The sequence below is a fragment of the Streptomyces sp. NPDC026589 genome, from assembly GCF_040638385.1.
Taxonomy (GTDB): Bacteria; Actinomycetota; Actinomycetes; order Streptomycetales; family Streptomycetaceae; genus Streptomyces.
This window is the reverse complement of record NZ_JBEZYG010000001.1, coordinates 507,011-524,031: the sequence shown is the minus strand read 5'-3', so window position 1 is coordinate 524,031 and position 17,021 is coordinate 507,011. Positions and strand designations below refer to the sequence as shown.

The following is a 17,021-nucleotide window of genomic DNA, read 5'->3' as shown; positions in this document are numbered from 1 at the left end:
GACCTCTTTTCGCGGTACGCCAATAGGTATGGCAGCAATCGTGTGAACTTTGTCCTGGGTGTGGATAAACGGGGATGCCCCGGCTACGGTGTGGCCCGTTCCGGCCGTTCTTGTGGGCCGCTTCACCGGTTTCCTTATCGCAGTGGGGAGTTCGACATGGACCGAAGGACCTTCAGCCGACGGATGCTGGTCGGTGGTGCGGCCGCGGCCGCGACGGGCGTGACATCGTTGTCGCTCGGAGCGGTGGAGGCGAGCTCGGCCGAGAATCCGCCCCGTACGGCCCCGGCCGGCGGGGTGGTGCGACGGCTGAGGATGTACGCCGAGAAGTTGCCGAACGGCGAGCTGGGCTACGGCTTCGAGAAGGGCAAGGCCTCGATCCCAGGCCCTCTCATCGAGCTGAACGAGGGCGACACGGTCCACATCGAGTTCGAGAACCTCACCGACGTCGACGCCAGCCTCCACGTCCACGGCGTCGACTACGACATCGCCAACGACGGCACCCGGATGAACAAGAGCCACGTCGAGCCCGGCGGCACCCGTACGTACACCTGGCGCACCCACGCCCCGCGCCTCCGCAAGGACGGCACCTACGAGCCGGGCAGCGCGGGCTACTGGCACTACCACGACCACGTCGTCGGCACGGACCACGGCACCGGCGGCATCCGCAAGGGGCTGTACGGGCCGGTCGTCGTGCGCCGCAAGGGCGACATCCTGCCCGACCAGACCTGCACGGTCGTCTTCAACGACATGATGATCAACAACAAGACGGCCCACAACAGCGTCAACTTCGAGGCCACGGTGGGTGACCGGCTCGAATTCGTGATGATCACGCACGGTGAGTACTACCACACCTTCCATATCCACGGTCACCGCTGGGCGGACAACCGGACCGGCATCCTCACCGGCCCCGACGACCCGAGCCGGGTCATCGACAACAAGATCTGCGGCCCCGCGGACTCCTTCGGCCTCCAGATCATCGCGGGCGAACGTGTGGGCGCGGGCGCGTGGATGTACCACTGCCATGTCCAGAGCCACTCCGACATGGGGATGGCCGGGCTCCTGCTGATCAAGAAGCCCGACGGCACCATTCCGGGGTACGAACCCCACCACGCGGCGGGCGGCACCGAGAAGAAGGCCGAGGGGAAGAGCGGCACGCAGAGCGCCGAGGAGAAGGCCGGGAAGGGCGCCGGGGAGCACCAGCACTGACCCCGCCCGTGCCCCGCCTGTCACGGGGCCCGCGGAGGGGCGGGCCCTGTCACGGTGGCGGGTCGGACCTGGCCACGGACGGCGGGCGGCCCCGGTCACGGCGGTGGGCCGGACCTGGTCAGGGACGGCGGGCGGCCCCGGTCACGGACGGCGGGCGTCGTCCGCGAGCCGCCGCTGCTCCTCCTCGACGATGCGCCGGGCCAGTTCGGCGTCGGAGACGTCCACCGCGTCCGGGGTGGTCTCCGCGAGATCGCTGCGCCGGGCGTACGCGTCGAAGAGCCGGTCCTTGCGGGCCAGCAGCTCCACCAGGCGCTGGTCGACGCTGTCCGTGGCCAGCAGCCGGTGCACCTGGACCGTGCGCACCTGGCCCATCCGGTGCGCGCGGGCCACGGCCTGGTGCTCCAGCGTGGGTTTGATCTGCGGCTCGCACAGGATCACCACGGAGGCGGCCTGCATGTTCAGACCGGTGCCCCCGGCCTGGATCTGGCTCAGCAGCACCGCGTGCCCGTCCACGGCGGAGAAGGCGTCGACGAGCTCCTGCCGCCGGGCCGGCGGCACGCTCCCGGAGAGCGGCCCGAAGGCGTCCGGGCCCAGGGCTTCGCCGACGGTCGCGAGGACCTCGCGGAAGTAGGAGAAGACGACCACCTTCAGGCCGGTCTCCCGCGCCTCGTCGACCAGTTCGCGCAGCCGCTCCAGCTTTGCGGACGCCTCGGGCGCGGCATAGGCGGCCCGGCGCATCCGCATGAACCGCCCCGAGGCGACCGCCTCCCGGTAGGCGTTCCGGTCCTCGGCGCCGAACTCCTCCCACTCGTCCACGTGGACCAGCGCCGGAAGTTCGGCCAGCACGTCGACCTGGTTGCGGCGCAGATAGGCGGGGGCGACGGCGCGGCGGAAGGCCCGCGAACCGGCCGCGCCGTGCGTACCGCTGACCGACGGCGCGAGTTCGGGGCGGAGCTGGCGCACGAGGCTGCGGAACTCCTCGACCCGGTTCTCCATCGGGGTGCCCGTGAGGAACAGCACCCGCTCCACGTGCTCCGCCCATCCGGCGACCGCCCGCGACCGCCGGGCCGCGGGGTTCTTCACGAAGTGGGCCTCGTCCACGACCAGCATCCCGGGCCGCACCGAGGCCGCCGCCCCGGGCAGCAGATGCAGCGCGTCGAACGTGGTCACCGCCACCCCGCCGTTCTCCCGCCAGTCCGCGAACGCCTCGGTCCGCTCCGCACCGTGCACCGGCACGGCCCGCAGGGTGGAGCGGGCCCGGATCTCCCGCGTCCAGTTGATCAGCACGCTCGCCGGGCAGACCACAAGGAAGTGGCTCTCGCCGTGTGCGGTGAGATGGGCGAGCGCCGCGATGGCCTGCACGGTCTTGCCGAGCCCCATCTCGTCCCCGATGACGACCCGTTTCTGCGCCAGCGCGAAGCGCGCCCCGAACGCCTGGTAGCCGCGCAGGGACACCCGCAGATGCGTGTCGTCCAGGCGCAGCGCGCGTACCCGGTCCGCGATCCCGGCGGGCAGGAACCCTTCGGCGGCGTCCCGGTCCGGGCCGCTGCCGGACAGCTCGGCGAGCAGGCTGTAGTACTCGGCGGACCGCAGCTCGAAGTCCACCCAGGCCTCGGCGGGCGACGCCGGTGACCGCAGCAGGTCGGCCGACGCCTGGGCGAAGAGCACCGGCAGCTCCCGCTCCACGGCGTTCGCCACGGCCGCGTGCACCGCACCGACGGCCTCGCGCGCCCGCGCCCGCGCCTGACGCCCCGTGAACAGCATCCGCAGCCGGCTCCCGGCCGGTGCGGCCGCCGCCACCGGGGGGCCGAGCCGCTCGGCGAGCCGGCGGGCCGCGTCCACCGCCCGCCGCACGTCCGTACCGGCCTCGGCCAGCCGGTGCAGGGCGACGACCAGTGCGGTGCTGGTGTCGTCCGGGGCGTCCACGTCGATCCGCACCGAGACGGTGTCCCGCACGGCGTGGGCGAGCTGCGCGGCGGCGGCCAGCGCCTGATCGGCGGTGTGCGCACCGACGCCGGGGAGCTGCCGGAGCTCGTACCGGTCCGTGCCGTGGACCTGCCCGACCGTGCCGAACCCGGCCTGCTCCAGCGCCCCGAGCCGCAGCCGCCCCTCGGTGACGTCCTTGAGCCGGGACACGGGGATGGCGGCCAGCTCCCGGCCCACCAGGGAGTCGAGCAGCGGATCGAGCACGGAACGTACGGCGTCCACCGCGCCCTTCCGGTCCGCCGGCACGGCACGGGCGCTCTCCAGGAGCCGCTCCGCCCGCGCGAGCAGCTCCCGGACCGCGCCGCCCGTCGGCACCGGGCTCGCGGCGGCCCCGTGCGCGCGTGTCCCGAGGGCCGTGCCGCCCGCCGCCCCGCTCTGCCTCATATGCGTCCTTCTGTTCCCGGAGCGAGTGCCTCACCGCTCCGGGACCGGTGTCTCACCGCCCCGGGACCCGCTCCGTCGGCTCTCCCGCCATCGTGCCACGCACCGCCGACAGGCCCGGGCGTGCACTGCCGCCGCCCGCCCCCGGCCGTCGCGGGACGCTTCGGGCGGCAGGGCGCTGACGTACGGCGCCGAACGACCACCGCGCGACGGCCGGGCGACGCGCCGGTCCAACGCTTCGCCCCGGCCCCCGGTGCTGTCTACGCTGAGCCGCGTGACAGAAGCGATCACCGTCGGCCCCGGCTCCCACCGGGCCGCCCGGACTGCGGTCGTCGGTGCCCGGTGCAAGACTCGGAACGAGAGGAACCACCTGGCAGCACCGGACGAGCCAGACCACCCGGACCGACTGAGGAGCACGCCATGATCAGCCCCACCTTCCTCGACGGAGCGCCCAACTGGGTCGATCTCGGCACGCCCGACCTCGACGGGGCCACCGCCTTCTACCGGGAGCTGTTCGGGTGGGGTCTGGTCCCCGGCGGCCCCGAGGTCGGTGGCTACGGAATGCTCACCCTGGACGGCCGTTACGTCGGCGGTGTGATGACGGTGTCGGAGGAGGAATCGCCCAGCGCCTGGTCGGTCTCCTTCCAGTCGCCCGACATCGCCGCCACCGCCGCGGCGGTGGAGCGGGCGGGCGGCGCCGCCGCCTTCGAGCCGATGGACGTCCTGGACCTCGGCAGCATGGGCGGCTTCACGGATCCGGCCGGGGCGTATTTCGGCGCCTGGCAGCCGAAGGAGCACTCCGGCTTCGGCGTCGCCCAGGAGCCCGGCTCGTTCCTCTGGGCCGAGCTGTACACCTCCGACGTCCCGGCGGCGGCCGCCTTCTTCGGAACGGTCTTCGGCTGGGGGACCGACCAGTTGAAGGTGGAGGGCACCGACTACACCTACACCACCGTCCACCCGGCCGGCGCCGGCCCGGACGCGTCGTTCGGCGGCCTGGTCCGGATGGGCGACGTCCCGTCCGAGGCCGCCCGGGGCCCGCACTGGCTGCCGTACTTCGCCGTGGCCGACGTCGACGCCACGGTGGCCGGGGCGAAGCGGCTCGGCGGCACGGAGACCCTGGCCGCCATGGACGTGCCCGGCGTCGGCAAGATGGCCAACGTCGCCGATCCGTACGGGGCGGTCTTCGCGGTCATGAGGCCCGAGCCGAGGCAGTAGCCGCGGGCGGGGCTGCGGCCCCGAGAGCTCCGGCGCGTACTCCGTGGCCGCCCCTCGGAGCGAATTGATGAATCGTTGATCAGTTGTTTATCGCCACCGGGCACCGTGTGCACCATGCTGATCAACACCGTGACCGACGACGCGCTCGCCTGGCAGGAGTCCGCGTTGTGCGCGCAGGCCGGGCCCGAGTTCTTCTTCCCGGCCCCGGGCAGTTCGACCCGCGAGGCCAAGCAACTGTGCAACGCCTGCGAAGGCCGACTGGCCTGCCTGGAGTACGCCCTCGCCAACGACGAGCGGTTCGGCGTCTGGGGCGGACTGTCGGAGAAGGAGCGCGAGCGGCTGCGCAGAGAAGGCCGCGACCGGGGCTGAACGCGCCCTGCACACCGGCCGCCCCGCACTCGCCGCCACGACCGCGCGCACGGTCGGCAGGCGGGTCGCCGGGCAGCGGGGAGCGGAGGCCGCCGACCCGGACACCCTGCCGCTCGTCGTCGCACGGCTGGCGGGGACGGGGGATCCGGCCGAGGGCCTCCTCGCCGCCGAACTGACCGAGGCGTGCGGGCTGCGCACCGGGTGGACCGGGCCGTGGCGCACCCAGCTGCGGATGCTCCGCCAGCACTCCTCGGACGACGTGCGCGACGTGGCGTACGCCGGGGTCACCGCCGAGGAGTGAGGCCCGGGCTCGGACCAGGGCCCCGGCCGGGGGGCTGGGATCAGGCGCGGCCGCGCGCCACCATACGGGCCTTGCGGGCGGCGAGCTTCTCGTCGAACTTCGACGCCTCGCTGTCCAGCCCGCCCATGTACAGACCGAGCTCCTCCTGGGCCTTCGCACCCTCCGGGCCGAGCCCGTCGATGTCCATCACCTTCAGGAAGCGCAGCACGGGCTGGATCACGTCGTCGTGGTGGATGCGCATGTTGTAGATCTCGCCGATCGCCATCTGCGCGGCGGCCCGCTCGAAGCCGGGCATGCCGTGTCCGGGCATCCGGAAGTCGACGACGACGTCGCGCACGGCCTGCATGGTCAGGTCCGGGGCCAGCTCGAAGGCGGCGCCCAGGAGGTTGCGGTAGAAGACCATGTGGAGGTTCTCGTCCGTCGCGATCCGGGCCAGCATCCGGTCGCAGACCGGGTCGCCGGACTGGTGGCCGGTGTTGCGGTGCGAGACGCGGGTGGCCAGCTCCTGGAAGGCGACGTACGCGACGGAGTGCAGCATCGAGTGCCGGTTGTCCGACTCGAAGCCCTCCGCCATGTGCGCCATGCGGAACTGCTCCAGCTTGTCCGGGTCCACGGCGCGCGAGGTGAGCAGATAGTCGCGCATCACGATGCCGTGGCGGCCCTCCTCGGCGGTCCAGCGGTGCACCCAGGTGCCCCACGCGCCGTCGCGGCCGAAGAGGGAGGCGATCTCGTGGTGGTAGCTGGGGAGGTTGTCCTCGGTGAGGAGGTTCACCACGAGGGCGATCTTGCCGATGTCGGTGACCTTGGACTGGTCGGCCGTCCACGCCTCGCCGTCCTCGAAGACGCCGGGGAAGTTCCGGCCGTCGGAGAAGGGGACGTACTCGTGGGGCATCCAGTCCTTGGCGACCTTGAGATGGCGGTTGAGTTCCTTCTCCACCACCTCTTCCAGCGCGTACAGCAGTTGGGCGTCGGTCCACGCCTTCGAACTGCCGAGGTGGGGAGAGGCGATCGTCACGGGGAGCTCCTGGGGACGGGAGAATGACCTACGGCTTCGTAGGTTACGTGACCGTAGGTTAAGGCGACCGTAAGGTCAAAGCCAAGCCCGTCCCCGGGAACGGTCGGACACATAGGGTCATCCGAGCAGGTGAGAGGGTGTGCGAGAGTCCTCCTGCGGCCCTTCGGGGCTCTGGTTCACCGTTCCGGAATGTGTTACTCCACTTCTGGGTTCCGAGGCCGTTCCACCCCGGTGTCCGGGCGTGGTGCCACCCCCGGGTCCCGCCGCAGATAGTGGCCGGTGACGGACGTCGGATGAGCGAGCAGGCCGGCGGGCGTTCCCTCGAAGACCAGCTCCCCGCCGCCCTTGCCGCCGTCCGGACCGAGGTCGATCACCCAGTCCGCCCGCTTGACCACATCCAGGTTGTGCTCCACGCAGATCACCGTGTTCCCCGCGTCGACCAGCCGGTCCAGCAGATCCACCAGCGCGCCCGTGTCCGCCAGGTGCAACCCGGTCGTCGGCTCGTCCAGCACGTACACGCTGGAGGTGCGGTGCAGCTGGGTGGCGAGCTTGATCCGCTGACGCTCACCGCCCGAGAGGGAAGAGAGCGGCTGCCCCAGGGTGAGGTAGGTGAGGCCGACCGCGTCGAGGGTGCGCAGCTTCCGCAGCAGCACCGGATCCTCGAACAGCCCGACCGCCCGCGCCGCGGTCATGTCCAGGACGTCCACGATCGACCGGCCGCCGACCCGGTGCTTCAGCACGTCGTCGTGGAACCGGCGGCCCTCGCACTCCGGGCAGGTCGTGGTGACCGGATCCATGAACGCCAGATCGGTCGAGATCTCTCCCCGGCCCGAGCAGCCCGCGCAGGCCCCGGTGGAGTTGAAGCTGAACAGCCCCGCGTCCACGCCGTTCTCCCGGGCGAACACCTTGCGGATGGCGTCCAGCGCGCCGATGTACGAGGCGGGGGTGGAGCGCGACGAGGCCGTGATCGCGCTCTGGTCGATCACCACCGCCTCCGGGTACGCCGCTGTGAACACCCGTGACACCAGGGTCGACTTCCCGGATCCCGCCACCCCCGTCACCGCGGTCAGCACCCCGGTGGGGAACGACACGTCCAGGCCCTTCAGGTTGTGCAGGTCGGCCCCGTACACCGGGAGCCGGCCGGTGGGGGAGCGGACGGTCTCCTTGAGCGGGGTGCGGCCGCGCAACGAACGGCCGGTGAGCGTGTCGGCGTCGCGCAGCCGCTCGAAGGTCCCCTCGAAGACGATGTGTCCGCCGTCCGCCCCGGCCCGCGGCCCCATGTCGACAATATGGTCGGCGACGGCCATCACGTCCGGGTCGTGCTCGACGACCAGCACCGTGTTGCCCTTGTCGCGCAGCCGCACCAGCAGATCGCCCAGCCGCCCGACGTCGCGCGGATGCAGGCCGACGCTGGGCTCGTCGAAGACGAACGTCAGCCCGGTGAGCGAACTGCCCAGGTGCCGCACCATCTTGAGCCGCTGTCCCTCGCCCCCCGACAGGGTGGTGGTCTCCCGGTCCAGGCTCAGATAACCGAGCCCGATGCCGACCAGCCGCTCCAGCCGTTCCCGGGCCGCAGTGGCGATGGGTCCGCCGACCGGATCGACGATCCGCTCCAGGACGCCGACGAGTTCGGAGACCTCCATCCGCCCGTAGTCGGCGGGCGAGAGTCCGTCGATCCGGGTGGCGAGCGCCGCCGCGTTCAGCCGTGCCCCGCCGCAGGCCCCGCACACCCGCTCCACGGTGAACCGGGCGGCCGCCTCGCGCCGCTTCTCGGACAGCGAGGCGGTGTCGCGCTTGAGGTACAGGCGCTCGAAGCGCGTCACCACTCCCTCGAACTTCATGTCGGCCGCGCCGGTCCGCATGTCGAGGCGGACGGTGAACCCCGAACCGTGCAGCAGGGTCCGCCGCTCCTCCTCGCCGAACTCGGACAGAGGCAGATCGTTGTCGAAGCGCCCCGAACCCCCGTAAAGATTCCACTCCCAGCTGCCCACCGTCAGGCCGGGCAGCAGCAGCGCCCCCTCGTTCAGCGACTTCGACCAGTCGATCGCCCGGTCGAGATCCAGCTGGACCGTGCGCCCCACCCCGTCGCACTCCGGGCACATCCCGCTGGGGTCGTTGAACGAGTACACGGTCGCCCCGCCCGCGCTCGGGGTGCCGCGGCGGGAGAAGAGCACCCGGATCACCGACCAGATGTCGGTCGCCGTGCCGACCGTGGAGCGGACGTTGCCGCCCAGCGGCTTCTGGTCGATCACGATGGCCACCGACAGGTCCTCGACGGACTCGACGTGCGGCCGCTCGTACTTCGGCAGCCGGTTGCGGAGGAACGAGGTGAAGGTCTCGTTCAGCTGCCGCTGCGACTCCACGGCGATCGTGTCGAAGACGACCGACGACTTGCCCGAACCGGACACACCGGTGAAGACGGTGATGCGGCCCTTGGGGATACGGAGGGAGACGTCGCGCAGGTTGTTCTCGCGCGCGCCGGTGATGACGATGTCGCGGTGCGCGGAGCCAGGGGTGTACGGCTCCACGTCGCGCTCGGGGAAGCGATCCATGAGCGCGACGCTAGGCGGGATACCCGACAGCTTCTGTCCCCTTTTTCCGGGAGATCCGATGTCACCCGTCCGTGCCCGCGCTCAGCAGGCGAGCCCGCGACCGCGCCCGGACGTCTCCTCTGCGCACCCAGCCCGCACTGGCCTGCTCGTGCGCGGGCCCGACCCGGAGGGCCGCCGGCTCCGGGACGCCGTGAGGGGCGTAGCCGCCCGCGCCACCCGGATCCGCGCCCCGGCTCGACCGCCCCGCCCGGCCGGTCTCAGCGGCCCTCGCGCACCGCCCCGGCCGTCGTGTCCGACAGCCCGCCGTCGAGCCGGAGCCAGCGGGTGATCCCGATCGACTCCAGGAACGGCACGTCGTGGCTCGCCACGATCAACGCCCCCTCGTAGGCCCCCAGCGCCTCGGTCAGCCGCCGTACGCTCGCCAGATCCAGGCTGTTCGTCGGCTCGTCGAGCAGCAGCAGCCGGGGCGGCGGATCGGCCAGGAGCAGCATCGCCAGCGTCGCCCGGAACCTCTCGCCGCCCGAGAGGGTCCCCGCCGGGCGGTCCGCCGCCGTCCCCTTGAGCAGGAAGCGGGCCAGCCGTGCCCGCACGGCGTTGTCCGTGCGGTCGGGAGCCGACCGTGCCACGTTCCGCACCACCGACGACGCGTCGTCCAGCACGTCCAGCCGCTGCGGCAGGAACCCGGTGGCGACCAAGGGGGTCGCCTCGCCCGAGACGGGCGTCAGCTGCCCCGCGATCAACCGGAGCAGCGCGGTCTTGCCCGCCCCATTGCGACCGGTCAGCGCGATCCGCTCGGGACCCCGCACCATCAACTCACCCCGCAAAGGCGGGCCGTAGGGCGGCACCGGATCGCGCAGCAGCAGCACCTCGCTGCCCGGGTGGACCCGGGTCCCCGGCAGCTCCACCCGGATCTCCTCGTCCTCGCGCACCGCCAGCTCCGCCTCGTCGAGACGCTCCCTGGCCGCGGCCAGCCGCTCCGTGTGCAGGATGCGGTGCTTGCCGGCCGACTCCTGCGCGAAGCGCTTGCGCTGCCCCATGACGACCTTGGGCTCGCGCTTGCTGTCCCACATCTTCTGCCCGTAGCGCTTGCGCCGGGCCAACTTCATATGGGCGTCGGCCAGCTCGCGCTTCTGACGCTGTACGTCCGACTCGGCGACGCGCACCATGCGCCGCGCCGCCTCCTGCTCGACGGCGAGCGCCTCCTCGTACGCCGACAGGTTCCCGCCGTACCAGGTGACCGAACCCTCGCGCAGGTCCGCGATCCGGTCCACCCGTTCCAGCAACTCCCGGTCGTGGCTGACGACGAGCAGCGCACCGGTCCAGGCGTCGACCGCGTCGTAGAGCCGCCGCCGGGCGTACACGTCCAGGTTGTTCGTCGGCTCGTCCAGCAACAGCACCCCGGGCCGCTCCAGCAGCAGCGCGGCGAGCCGCAGCAGGACGCACTCGCCGCCGGACATCTCCCCGATGGCGCGGTCGAGCCCGATGTGGCCGAGGCCGAGGCCGTCCAGGGTGGCGAGGGAGCGCTCCTCGATGTCCCAGTCGTCGCCGATCACCGCGAAGTGCTCGGGCCGGACGTCGCCCGACTCGACCGCGTCGAGCGCGGCACGCCGGTCGGCGACGCCGAGCACCTCGCCGACCCGCAGCGCGGTGTCCAGGGTCAGGTTCTGGGGAAGGTAGCCGAGTTCGCCATGGGTCCTGATCACACCGGACCGCGGGGTGAGGTCGCCGGCGATCAGACGCAACAGAGTCGATTTGCCGCAGCCGTTGAGGCCGATGAGGCCGGTGCGGCCCGGCACCACGGCCAGATCGAGACCGGTGAAGACCTCGCTGCCGTCGGGCCAGGAGAAGGCGAGGGAGGTACAGCTGATGTGGGTGTCGGTGGCAGACATACGGATCTCCCGTTGTGCGTCGGGAACGACAGGGACGGCAGGCGGAAGCTGAGATCGCACACGGGCGCTCCGGGCCGCGGCAAGGCGCGGCGGGCGCTGCACGGTGTGCACAGGACCTCAGATCAGCAACGTCCCACTCCGATCGACGACAACAGGAACCGTCACGAAGGTAGGGCCGGGGGCGTGGGCCCGGCAACCGGATTTACGACGTCAGCGAGGACCGTCGAGCAGATCGGTCAGACCCCGGTCCAGGTCCAGATACCGGTGCTCGTCGCCCATCGGCACGAGTTCCTGCGCCCGCTGGAGGAAACGCCGCAGCTCCTCGGTGCGCACATGGACCATGGCGATGCCCTCGGGGGCGTGGAACTCCAGCACGGTCCGCTCGTACCCGAACGGCCGTACGCGTACGTCTCCCTGCCCGGCGGGGGAGTCCACCCCGGTGGTCAGCAACTCGCGGGAGAACTCCCAGGAAACCTCGGTGCCTTCCAGGGTCGCCGGGGCCGGGAACGCCATGCGTACCGCGAACGGGTACTGGCGGTCGTACTGAAGAGTGGCGGGCAGGGTCTCCATCCGCGGTGCGGACGCGACCATGCGGGCCTGCACGGACTGCTCGATAACGCTGGACAAACCTGCTCCCTCTCGCGCGGCCGGATGAACGGTTCCCGGCATTGGAGTAGACGACGGAACTCCTGGTTTCGTGCACCGGCGCGCGGCGTGAGCTGCGTCACCGGCTCCCGGCGGCCCCGCCAGGACTTGGCGCACCCCGGCTCTCCTGCCCGCTCGGCGGCGACGCACCCTGGACGGGCCGGAACCCGTCGGCTAGCTTCCAGCGCCATGAAGGCCATGGGGAACACGAGACGGCTGATGGCACTGGTGACCGGCGGCGCGGCCCTGGCCGCCGCACTGGTCGCACCGGGCGCACACGCGGCGCCGACGGAAGACCCGGCCGGGACGCGGGGCGGGACGGCCGCGTCCCGGGAGGCGAGTGCCCGCGGACCTCTGCCCGGCTGGCAGCTCACCGAGACCGCCGCCGACGCCCGCTTCCGGGGGCTGGCCGCGGTCAGCCGCACCACCGCCTGGGTCGCCGGGTCGAAGGGCACGGTCCTGCGCACCGGTGACGGCGGCCGCACCTGGCGCGACGTGTCACCGCCGGGCGCCGCCGAGCTGGAACTGCGGGACATCGAGGCGTTCGACGGCCGCCGGGCCGTCGCCCTGGCCATCGGCGAGGGCGAGGCCTCCCGGGTGCTGCGCACCGACGACGGCGGGGCCACCTGGACCGAGTCCTTCCGCAACACCGACCCCCGCGCCTTCTTCAACTGCCTGACGTTCTTCGACAGCCGGCACGGACTCGCGGCGGGCGACCCGGTGGACGGGAAGTTCCGGGTCCTGTCCACGGCGGACGGCGGCCGCTCCTGGCGGGTCCTGCCCGACGCCGGGATGCCCGCCGCCCAGCCGGGCGAGGCGGGCTTCGCCGCGAGCGGCCAGTGCCTGGTCAGCTCCGGCCCCAAGGACGCCTGGCTGACCACCGGGGGAGCGGCGACCGCCCGGGTCCTGCACTCCCGGGACCGGGGCCTCACCTGGACGGCGAGCGCGTCGACCATCCCGGCGGGCGACCCGGCCCGCGGGGTCTTCGCCGTCGCCTTCCGCGACCGGGGGCACGGCATCGCCGTCGGCGGGGACTACCGCCCCGACCAGGTCTCCCCGAAGGCCGCCGCCGTCACCGGGGACGGCGGCCGGAGCTGGCGGGCGTCCGCCACCCCGCCGCCCGCCTACCGCTCCGGCGTCGCCTGGCTGCCCCACAGCCGCTCCGCCGCCCTGGCCGTCGGCCCGACGGGCACCGACCTCACCCTGGACGGCGGACGCACCTGGCGGACGGTCGGCTCCGGTTCGTACGACACCGTCGACTGCACGCCCGACCTGGGCTGCTGGGCGGCGGGCGAGAAGGGGCGAGTGGCCCGCCTGGGGTTCTGAACGGCCCTACGAGGCGCCGTCGAGCACCTCTCGCAGCCGCTGCCCGAACTCGTCCGGCTTCCCCGGATAGCCGAACTCCCCGTCGAGGAAGCCGCCGTGATGGCTCGGGAAGACGGACACCCGCTGCCCGAGCAGTTCGGCGGTCGCGGTGGACGTCCGCCCCGTCTGGACGCTCCGGGACTCCTCGCCCACGGCGATCACCACGCGGGTGGCGGCCGCGGCGAGGGCGTCGGCGTCCGGCCGGTAGCCGCTGATCGCCCACGACCGGTCGGACAGCAGCGGGTCGTCGCGCGAGCCGTCGTCCTCGGCGGGCATGCCGAACGCGGCGGGATCGGGCGCGGCCTGTGCGAAGTACGCGTCGGTGAACTCGCCCTCCCATGAGGTCATCGCCACGAACGCGGCCATCCCGGCCCCCCACCCGCGCTTCTCGTACGCGTCCCGGACCCCGGCCCGCGCCCGGACGGCCGCCGCGCCGTCCGGGGTGAGCGTGATGAGCGGCGGCTCGTGTGCGACGAGGGTGGTCACATCACCGGGGTGGCGCGCCACGAGGGCGAGAGCGGTGACCGCCCCGCCGCTGCTGGCGAACATCTCGACCGGCCCGGCTCCGAGCGCCTCGATGACGGCGTGCACGTCGTCCGCCTGGGTCTCGGGCGTGTGGTCGGTCCGCCCGTCCTTGCGGACGCTGCGGCCGAGCCCCCGGGGGTCGTAGGTCACCACGGTCCGCCCCGGGAAGCGTGCCGCGAGGGCGACGAATCCGGTGGCGTCCATGGGCTGCCCGATCATGAACAACGGCGGGCGGCCGTCAGCGGTCGGCAAGGGCCCGCGAACGTCGTGGACGAGGTCGGCGCCGGCTGTTTCGAGTGTGTACGTTTCCATACCCGTGCAGACCGGCCCTGCCCCGGAAACTCATCGGCCGCGTCCGGATCGGGAGCGGGCGGGGCCCGCAAACTACGCCAACGGCTGCTGGTACGGAGCGAGTCCGGGCGCCGTCCTGGTGGCGATGAACTCGGTGATCCGGTACGCGCACACACCGTGCTCGGCGAACGGGTCGCCCGCCGCGATCTCCTCGATCTCCGCCCGGTCCTCCCCGACGGCCAGGATCACTCCGCCGTCCCGGGGGTTCTTGCGGCCCGAGGCGATGAAGACGCCCGCCGCGTACTGCCCGTCGAGCCAGGCGATGTGCTCCCGCATCAGGGCGTCGACGCGTTCGACCGGAGCCGTGTAGGTCAATTCGAGTACGAACATGATCGTCAGGCTACGGGATTCCGCCCGCCCGCCCCGGGGTCCCGCGACGGGCGGCCGGCGGACACCGCGTAACGGACCGGGGCCCGTCACCGCATAAGCTTCCGGACATGACGACCTCCCCCACCCCCGCCCACGAGACCCCTGCCGACGAAGCCGAGGGCCGGGAGATCCAGGACCGGCTGCGCGGCCGGGTGATCCTGGACGAGACGGGACCGGAGCCCGGAACCGGGCTGGTCACCGGGGTGGACGTGGCCTACGACGACGTGAAGGACGTCGTCGTCGCGGCGGCCGTGGTGCTGGACGCCGTGACCCTGGAGACGATCGACGAGGCCACCGCCGTCGGCCGGATCACCTTCCCGTACGTCCCCGGACTGCTGGCCTTCCGGGAGATCCCGACGGCGCTGGAGGCCCTGGAGGGGCTGAGCGTCGACCCGGGCCTCGTCATCTGCGACGGCTACGGTCTGGCGCACCCGCGCCGCTTCGGACTCGCCAGCCACCTGGGCGTGCTCACCGGGCTGCCGGTGATCGGCGTCGGCAAGAACCCGTTCACGTTCACGTACGAGGCCCCCGGCCCCCGGCGCGGCGACTTCTCGCCGCTGCTGGACGGCGAGGAGGTGGTCGGCCGGGCGCTGCGCACCCAGGAGAACACCAACCCCGTGTTCGTCTCGGTGGGCCACCGCATCAGCCTCGACAACGCCTGCGCCCACACGCTCCGCCTCGCCGGCCGGTTCCGCCAGCCGGAGAGCACCCGCCGGGCGGACGCCCTGTGCCGGCAGACCCTGCGGGAAGCGACCGCCTGACACGGGCCCAGCGGCCCCGGGCGGGAGGCCCGCCTCGATGGGCGGGGCCGCGCGGCGATAGCGTGCGTCGTCATGACGCGTGTGTGGATGTCGCCGATCCTGTTGGTGCTCAGCGGTGCCGCCGTCGCGACGGGGCCCGCCCGCAGCGGCGACCCCGTCCTGGCGGCCGCACTTCTCGCGCTGTTCCTGCTGTTCGCCGGGGCGATCTCGCCCCTGGTCTTCCCGAGGCCGGTCCCCGCCGCCGAGGCCCGGCGGCGCAGCGCCGTCGACGGCCGCCCGGTCGTCTACTGGCGTCCGGGCTGCACGTACTGTCTGCGGCTCCGCCTCCGGCTGGGCCGCGACGCCTCCCGGCTGCACTGGGTCGACATCCGGCGCGATCCGGCGGGAGCGGCCGAGGTGCGGGCGGCCAACGGAGGCGACGAGACCGTGCCGACCGTCCTCGTGGCGGACCGGCCGCACACCAATCCGGACCCGTCGTGGGTACGCGAACAGCTGCCGCCCGCCGCGTGACGGTCCCGGGCGTGGAACAGTCCTGCAACTGAGTACCCGTACGGATGGCGTAGATCAGTACAGCTGGGCAGGCTAGAACGCATGAACGCCTCTCGTGCAGCTGTCCGCACCGCGCCCTTCGACCCCGCTCAGCGCCGTATGGCCCTCGGCATGCTCCTCGGCAGTGCCGTCGGGCTCGTCTGGCTGGGCGCGATGCTCTACACGCTGGCCGACTGGATCTTCTAGACCCCCCGGACGCCCCCGGGCGTCGGCTACCGCACCGCCGCCACCCGGAACCGCAGCCCCGCCGCGGTCAGCCTCTCCAGGAGCGCGTCGCCCATGGCCACCGCCGTGGTCACCTGCCCGGAGGTCTCCGGCAGCTCGTCCAGAGCCAGGCACACCGCCGACTCGGCGAGGATCTTCGCCGTCTCGCCGTAACCCGGGTCGCCGCCCGACACTTCGGTGAAGACGCGCCGCCCGCCGCCCTCGCCGACGAAGCGGACGCTGAACCAGCTCCGCTCGCGGCGTGCCTCGTCCGGCCCCTGCCCCGGCTCGTAACGCCCCATCAGCCACTCCCGGGCGCCCTCCACCTGCGCGGCGGCCACCAGCGCGCCGATCGCCAGCGGGGCGCCGAGTGCCATCGGCAGGGTCTTGACCGAGGCGAAGTGCCGGTAGCGGAAGTCGGGGCCGTACCGCTCCAGGGACCGTGCCGAACGGCCCACGATCGTCGGGTCCACCGTCGGCAGCGGCAGTGCCCAGGTGCCCACGGGCCCGCTGAAGTGCGGGGAGCCCGCCGGGGTGCGGACCCGCCGGCCCACCAGGCGCGGCTCGTGCAGCCGGCGTTCCCGGGCGGCGGCCAGCAGCTGCGGGCCCCGGCCCATCGCGGTCAGCGCCGAGGCGAACGTCCCGCCGGAGAACACCGCGTCGGTACGGACGAAGCCGTCGACGGAGAGGGGGACGCCCTCGGGCAGCTGTTTGACGGTGAAGTACGCCCCCAGGTCGTGGGGGACGGAGTCGAAGCCGCAGGCGTGCACGATGCGCGCCCCCGTCTCGCGGGCCCGTGCGTCGTGCTCCAGGTAGGTCCGGTCGATGAACTCCGCCTCGCCCGTGAGGTCCGCGTAGTCCGTTCCGGCCTCCGCGCACGCGGCGACGAGATTCTCGCCGTAACGGATGTACGGCCCCACCGTCGTGGCCACCACCCGGGTGGAGGCGGCCAGCTCGGCCAGGGCCTCCGCGTCGTCCGCGTCGGTCTCCAGCAGCGGCAGTTCCGCGCAGCCGGGTGCGATCGCGGTGAGCCGCTCACGCAGCCCCTCCAGCTTGGCCCGGCTGCGACCGGCCAGCGCCCAGCGCAGGCCGGCGGGGGCGTGGGCCGCCAGGTACTCGGCCGTGAGCGTCCCCACGAAGCCGGTGGCACCGAAAAGGACGACGTCCAAGGGGCGTGTCGCGTCGTTCTGCCTGTTCACGAGTACCTCCGCTGCGAGCCGGGTGCCGACGTGGCAGGCAGAGGGTAGCGGAGAGCGATGTGGCGCCGCCCGGCCGGGCGGGCCGGACGCGGGAGGATCGAGGGAAAGAACTAAGCGCTTGCTCGGCCCGAGGGGTTGT

General features: G+C 72.8%; 15 protein-coding genes. 7 read left to right on the top strand and 8 right to left on the bottom strand.

The window, feature by feature from the left end; translation table 11 throughout:
* Positions 1 to 156 precede the first annotated feature (156 nt).
* Entirely contained in the window at positions 157 to 1,206 is a 1,050-nt protein-coding gene (locus AB0F29_RS02230; RefSeq protein WP_361866803.1) for a multicopper oxidase domain-containing protein, read from the top strand.
* Positions 1,207 to 1,347: 141 nt separating this feature from the next.
* On the opposite strand, the gene AB0F29_RS02225 is transcribed toward AB0F29_RS02230, so the two are convergent.
* Positions 1,348 to 3,576: a DEAD/DEAH box helicase gene (locus AB0F29_RS02225; protein WP_361866802.1), complete on the bottom strand. Its 2,229-nt coding sequence runs from the start codon at positions 3,574 to 3,576 to the stop codon at positions 1,348 to 1,350.
* A 417-nt stretch (positions 3,577 to 3,993) separates the two neighbouring features.
* On the opposite strand from AB0F29_RS02225, the gene AB0F29_RS02220 reads away from it, so the two are divergent.
* Together AB0F29_RS02220 and AB0F29_RS02215 are read left to right on the top strand one after the other, a co-directional pair.
* Positions 3,994 to 4,788, top strand: a complete 795-nt coding sequence (locus tag AB0F29_RS02220) for a VOC family protein (RefSeq protein ID WP_361866801.1) — start codon at positions 3,994 to 3,996, stop codon at positions 4,786 to 4,788.
* Between the two features lie 114 nt (positions 4,789 to 4,902).
* A complete protein-coding gene (locus AB0F29_RS02215; protein WP_026290061.1) occupies positions 4,903 to 5,157 on the top strand; it encodes a WhiB family transcriptional regulator in 255 nt (84 codons plus the stop codon).
* A 341-nt stretch (positions 5,158 to 5,498) separates the two neighbouring features.
* On the opposite strand, the gene AB0F29_RS02210 is transcribed toward AB0F29_RS02215, so the two are convergent.
* From AB0F29_RS02210 to AB0F29_RS02195, 4 genes are all read right to left on the bottom strand, one after another.
* A complete protein-coding gene (locus tag AB0F29_RS02210; protein WP_361866799.1) occupies positions 5,499 to 6,473 on the bottom strand; it encodes an acyl-ACP desaturase in 975 nt (324 codons plus the stop codon).
* 194 nt (positions 6,474 to 6,667) lie between these two features.
* Positions 6,668 to 9,025, bottom strand: coding sequence for an excinuclease ABC subunit UvrA (locus AB0F29_RS02205; RefSeq protein ID WP_361866797.1), 2,358 nt, complete (start codon positions 9,023 to 9,025; stop codon positions 6,668 to 6,670).
* 257 nt (positions 9,026 to 9,282) lie between these two features.
* Positions 9,283 to 10,914 (bottom strand): ABC-F family ATP-binding cassette domain-containing protein, encoded by a 1,632-nt coding sequence (locus AB0F29_RS02200; protein WP_361866796.1) that lies wholly within the window; start codon positions 10,912 to 10,914, stop codon positions 9,283 to 9,285.
* A gap of 210 nt (positions 10,915 to 11,124) precedes the next feature.
* Positions 11,125 to 11,541, bottom strand: a complete 417-nt coding sequence (locus tag AB0F29_RS02195; protein WP_361866794.1) for an SsgA family sporulation/cell division regulator — start codon at positions 11,539 to 11,541, stop codon at positions 11,125 to 11,127.
* Between the two features lie 207 nt (positions 11,542 to 11,748).
* Here AB0F29_RS02195 and AB0F29_RS02190 point away from each other — a divergent pair, with 207 nt between their 5' ends.
* Entirely contained in the window at positions 11,749 to 12,885 is a 1,137-nt protein-coding gene (locus tag AB0F29_RS02190; protein WP_361866793.1) for an oxidoreductase, read from the top strand.
* Positions 12,886 to 12,891: 6 nt separating this feature from the next.
* On the opposite strand, the gene AB0F29_RS02185 is transcribed toward AB0F29_RS02190, so the two are convergent.
* Both AB0F29_RS02185 and AB0F29_RS02180 read right to left on the bottom strand, forming a co-directional pair.
* Complete coding sequence (locus tag AB0F29_RS02185; protein WP_361866791.1) at positions 12,892 to 13,761, bottom strand: alpha/beta hydrolase; 870 nt, start codon at positions 13,759 to 13,761, stop codon at positions 12,892 to 12,894.
* 72 nt (positions 13,762 to 13,833) lie between these two features.
* A complete protein-coding gene (locus AB0F29_RS02180; RefSeq protein ID WP_361866790.1) occupies positions 13,834 to 14,130 on the bottom strand; it encodes a YciI family protein in 297 nt (98 codons plus the stop codon).
* Between the two features lie 107 nt (positions 14,131 to 14,237).
* On the opposite strand from AB0F29_RS02180, the gene AB0F29_RS02175 reads away from it, so the two are divergent.
* The 3 genes from AB0F29_RS02175 to AB0F29_RS02165 all read left to right on the top strand — a co-directional run bounded on the left by AB0F29_RS02175 (position 14,238) and on the right by AB0F29_RS02165 (position 15,665).
* Positions 14,238 to 14,930 carry an endonuclease V gene (locus tag AB0F29_RS02175; RefSeq protein WP_361866788.1) on the top strand — a complete coding sequence of 231 codons (693 nt, stop codon included), beginning with the start codon at positions 14,238 to 14,240 and terminating at the stop codon, positions 14,928 to 14,930.
* Positions 14,931 to 15,002: 72 nt separating this feature from the next.
* Positions 15,003 to 15,440, top strand: a complete 438-nt coding sequence (locus AB0F29_RS02170; protein WP_361866786.1) for a glutaredoxin domain-containing protein — start codon at positions 15,003 to 15,005, stop codon at positions 15,438 to 15,440.
* Positions 15,441 to 15,521: 81 nt separating this feature from the next.
* Positions 15,522 to 15,665: a hypothetical protein gene (locus AB0F29_RS02165; RefSeq protein WP_361866785.1), complete on the top strand. Its 144-nt coding sequence runs from the start codon at positions 15,522 to 15,524 to the stop codon at positions 15,663 to 15,665.
* A 26-nt stretch (positions 15,666 to 15,691) separates the two neighbouring features.
* On the opposite strand, the gene AB0F29_RS02160 is transcribed toward AB0F29_RS02165, so the two are convergent.
* Entirely contained in the window at positions 15,692 to 16,882 is a 1,191-nt protein-coding gene (locus AB0F29_RS02160) for a saccharopine dehydrogenase NADP-binding domain-containing protein (RefSeq protein ID WP_361866783.1), read from the bottom strand.
* Between the last annotated feature and the right edge of the window lie 139 nt (positions 16,883 to 17,021).

Bases quoted from the DNA above. Each gene is read 5' to 3' on its own strand.
- AB0F29_RS02230 (WP_361866803.1), top strand. From the start codon at position 157: ATGGACCGAAGGACCTTCAGCCGACGGATGCTGGTCGGTGGTGCGGCC.
- AB0F29_RS02225 (WP_361866802.1), bottom strand. From the start codon at position 3,576: ATGAGGCAGAGCGGGGCGGCGGGCGGCACGGCCCTCGGGACACGCGCG.
- AB0F29_RS02220 (WP_361866801.1), top strand. From the start codon at position 3,994: ATGATCAGCCCCACCTTCCTCGACGGAGCGCCCAACTGGGTCGATCTC.
- AB0F29_RS02215 (WP_026290061.1), top strand. From the start codon at position 4,903: ATGCTGATCAACACCGTGACCGACGACGCGCTCGCCTGGCAGGAGTCC.
- AB0F29_RS02205 (WP_361866797.1), bottom strand. From the start codon at position 9,025: ATGGATCGCTTCCCCGAGCGCGACGTGGAGCCGTACACCCCTGGCTCC.
- AB0F29_RS02200 (WP_361866796.1), bottom strand. From the start codon at position 10,914: ATGTCTGCCACCGACACCCACATCAGCTGTACCTCCCTCGCCTTCTCC.
- AB0F29_RS02190 (WP_361866793.1), top strand. From the start codon at position 11,749: ATGAAGGCCATGGGGAACACGAGACGGCTGATGGCACTGGTGACCGGC.
- AB0F29_RS02185 (WP_361866791.1), bottom strand. From the start codon at position 13,761: ATGGAAACGTACACACTCGAAACAGCCGGCGCCGACCTCGTCCACGAC.
- AB0F29_RS02180 (WP_361866790.1), bottom strand. From the start codon at position 14,130: ATGTTCGTACTCGAATTGACCTACACGGCTCCGGTCGAACGCGTCGAC.
- AB0F29_RS02175 (WP_361866788.1), top strand. From the start codon at position 14,238: ATGACGACCTCCCCCACCCCCGCCCACGAGACCCCTGCCGACGAAGCC.
- AB0F29_RS02170 (WP_361866786.1), top strand. From the start codon at position 15,003: ATGACGCGTGTGTGGATGTCGCCGATCCTGTTGGTGCTCAGCGGTGCC.
- AB0F29_RS02165 (WP_361866785.1), top strand. From the start codon at position 15,522: ATGAACGCCTCTCGTGCAGCTGTCCGCACCGCGCCCTTCGACCCCGCT.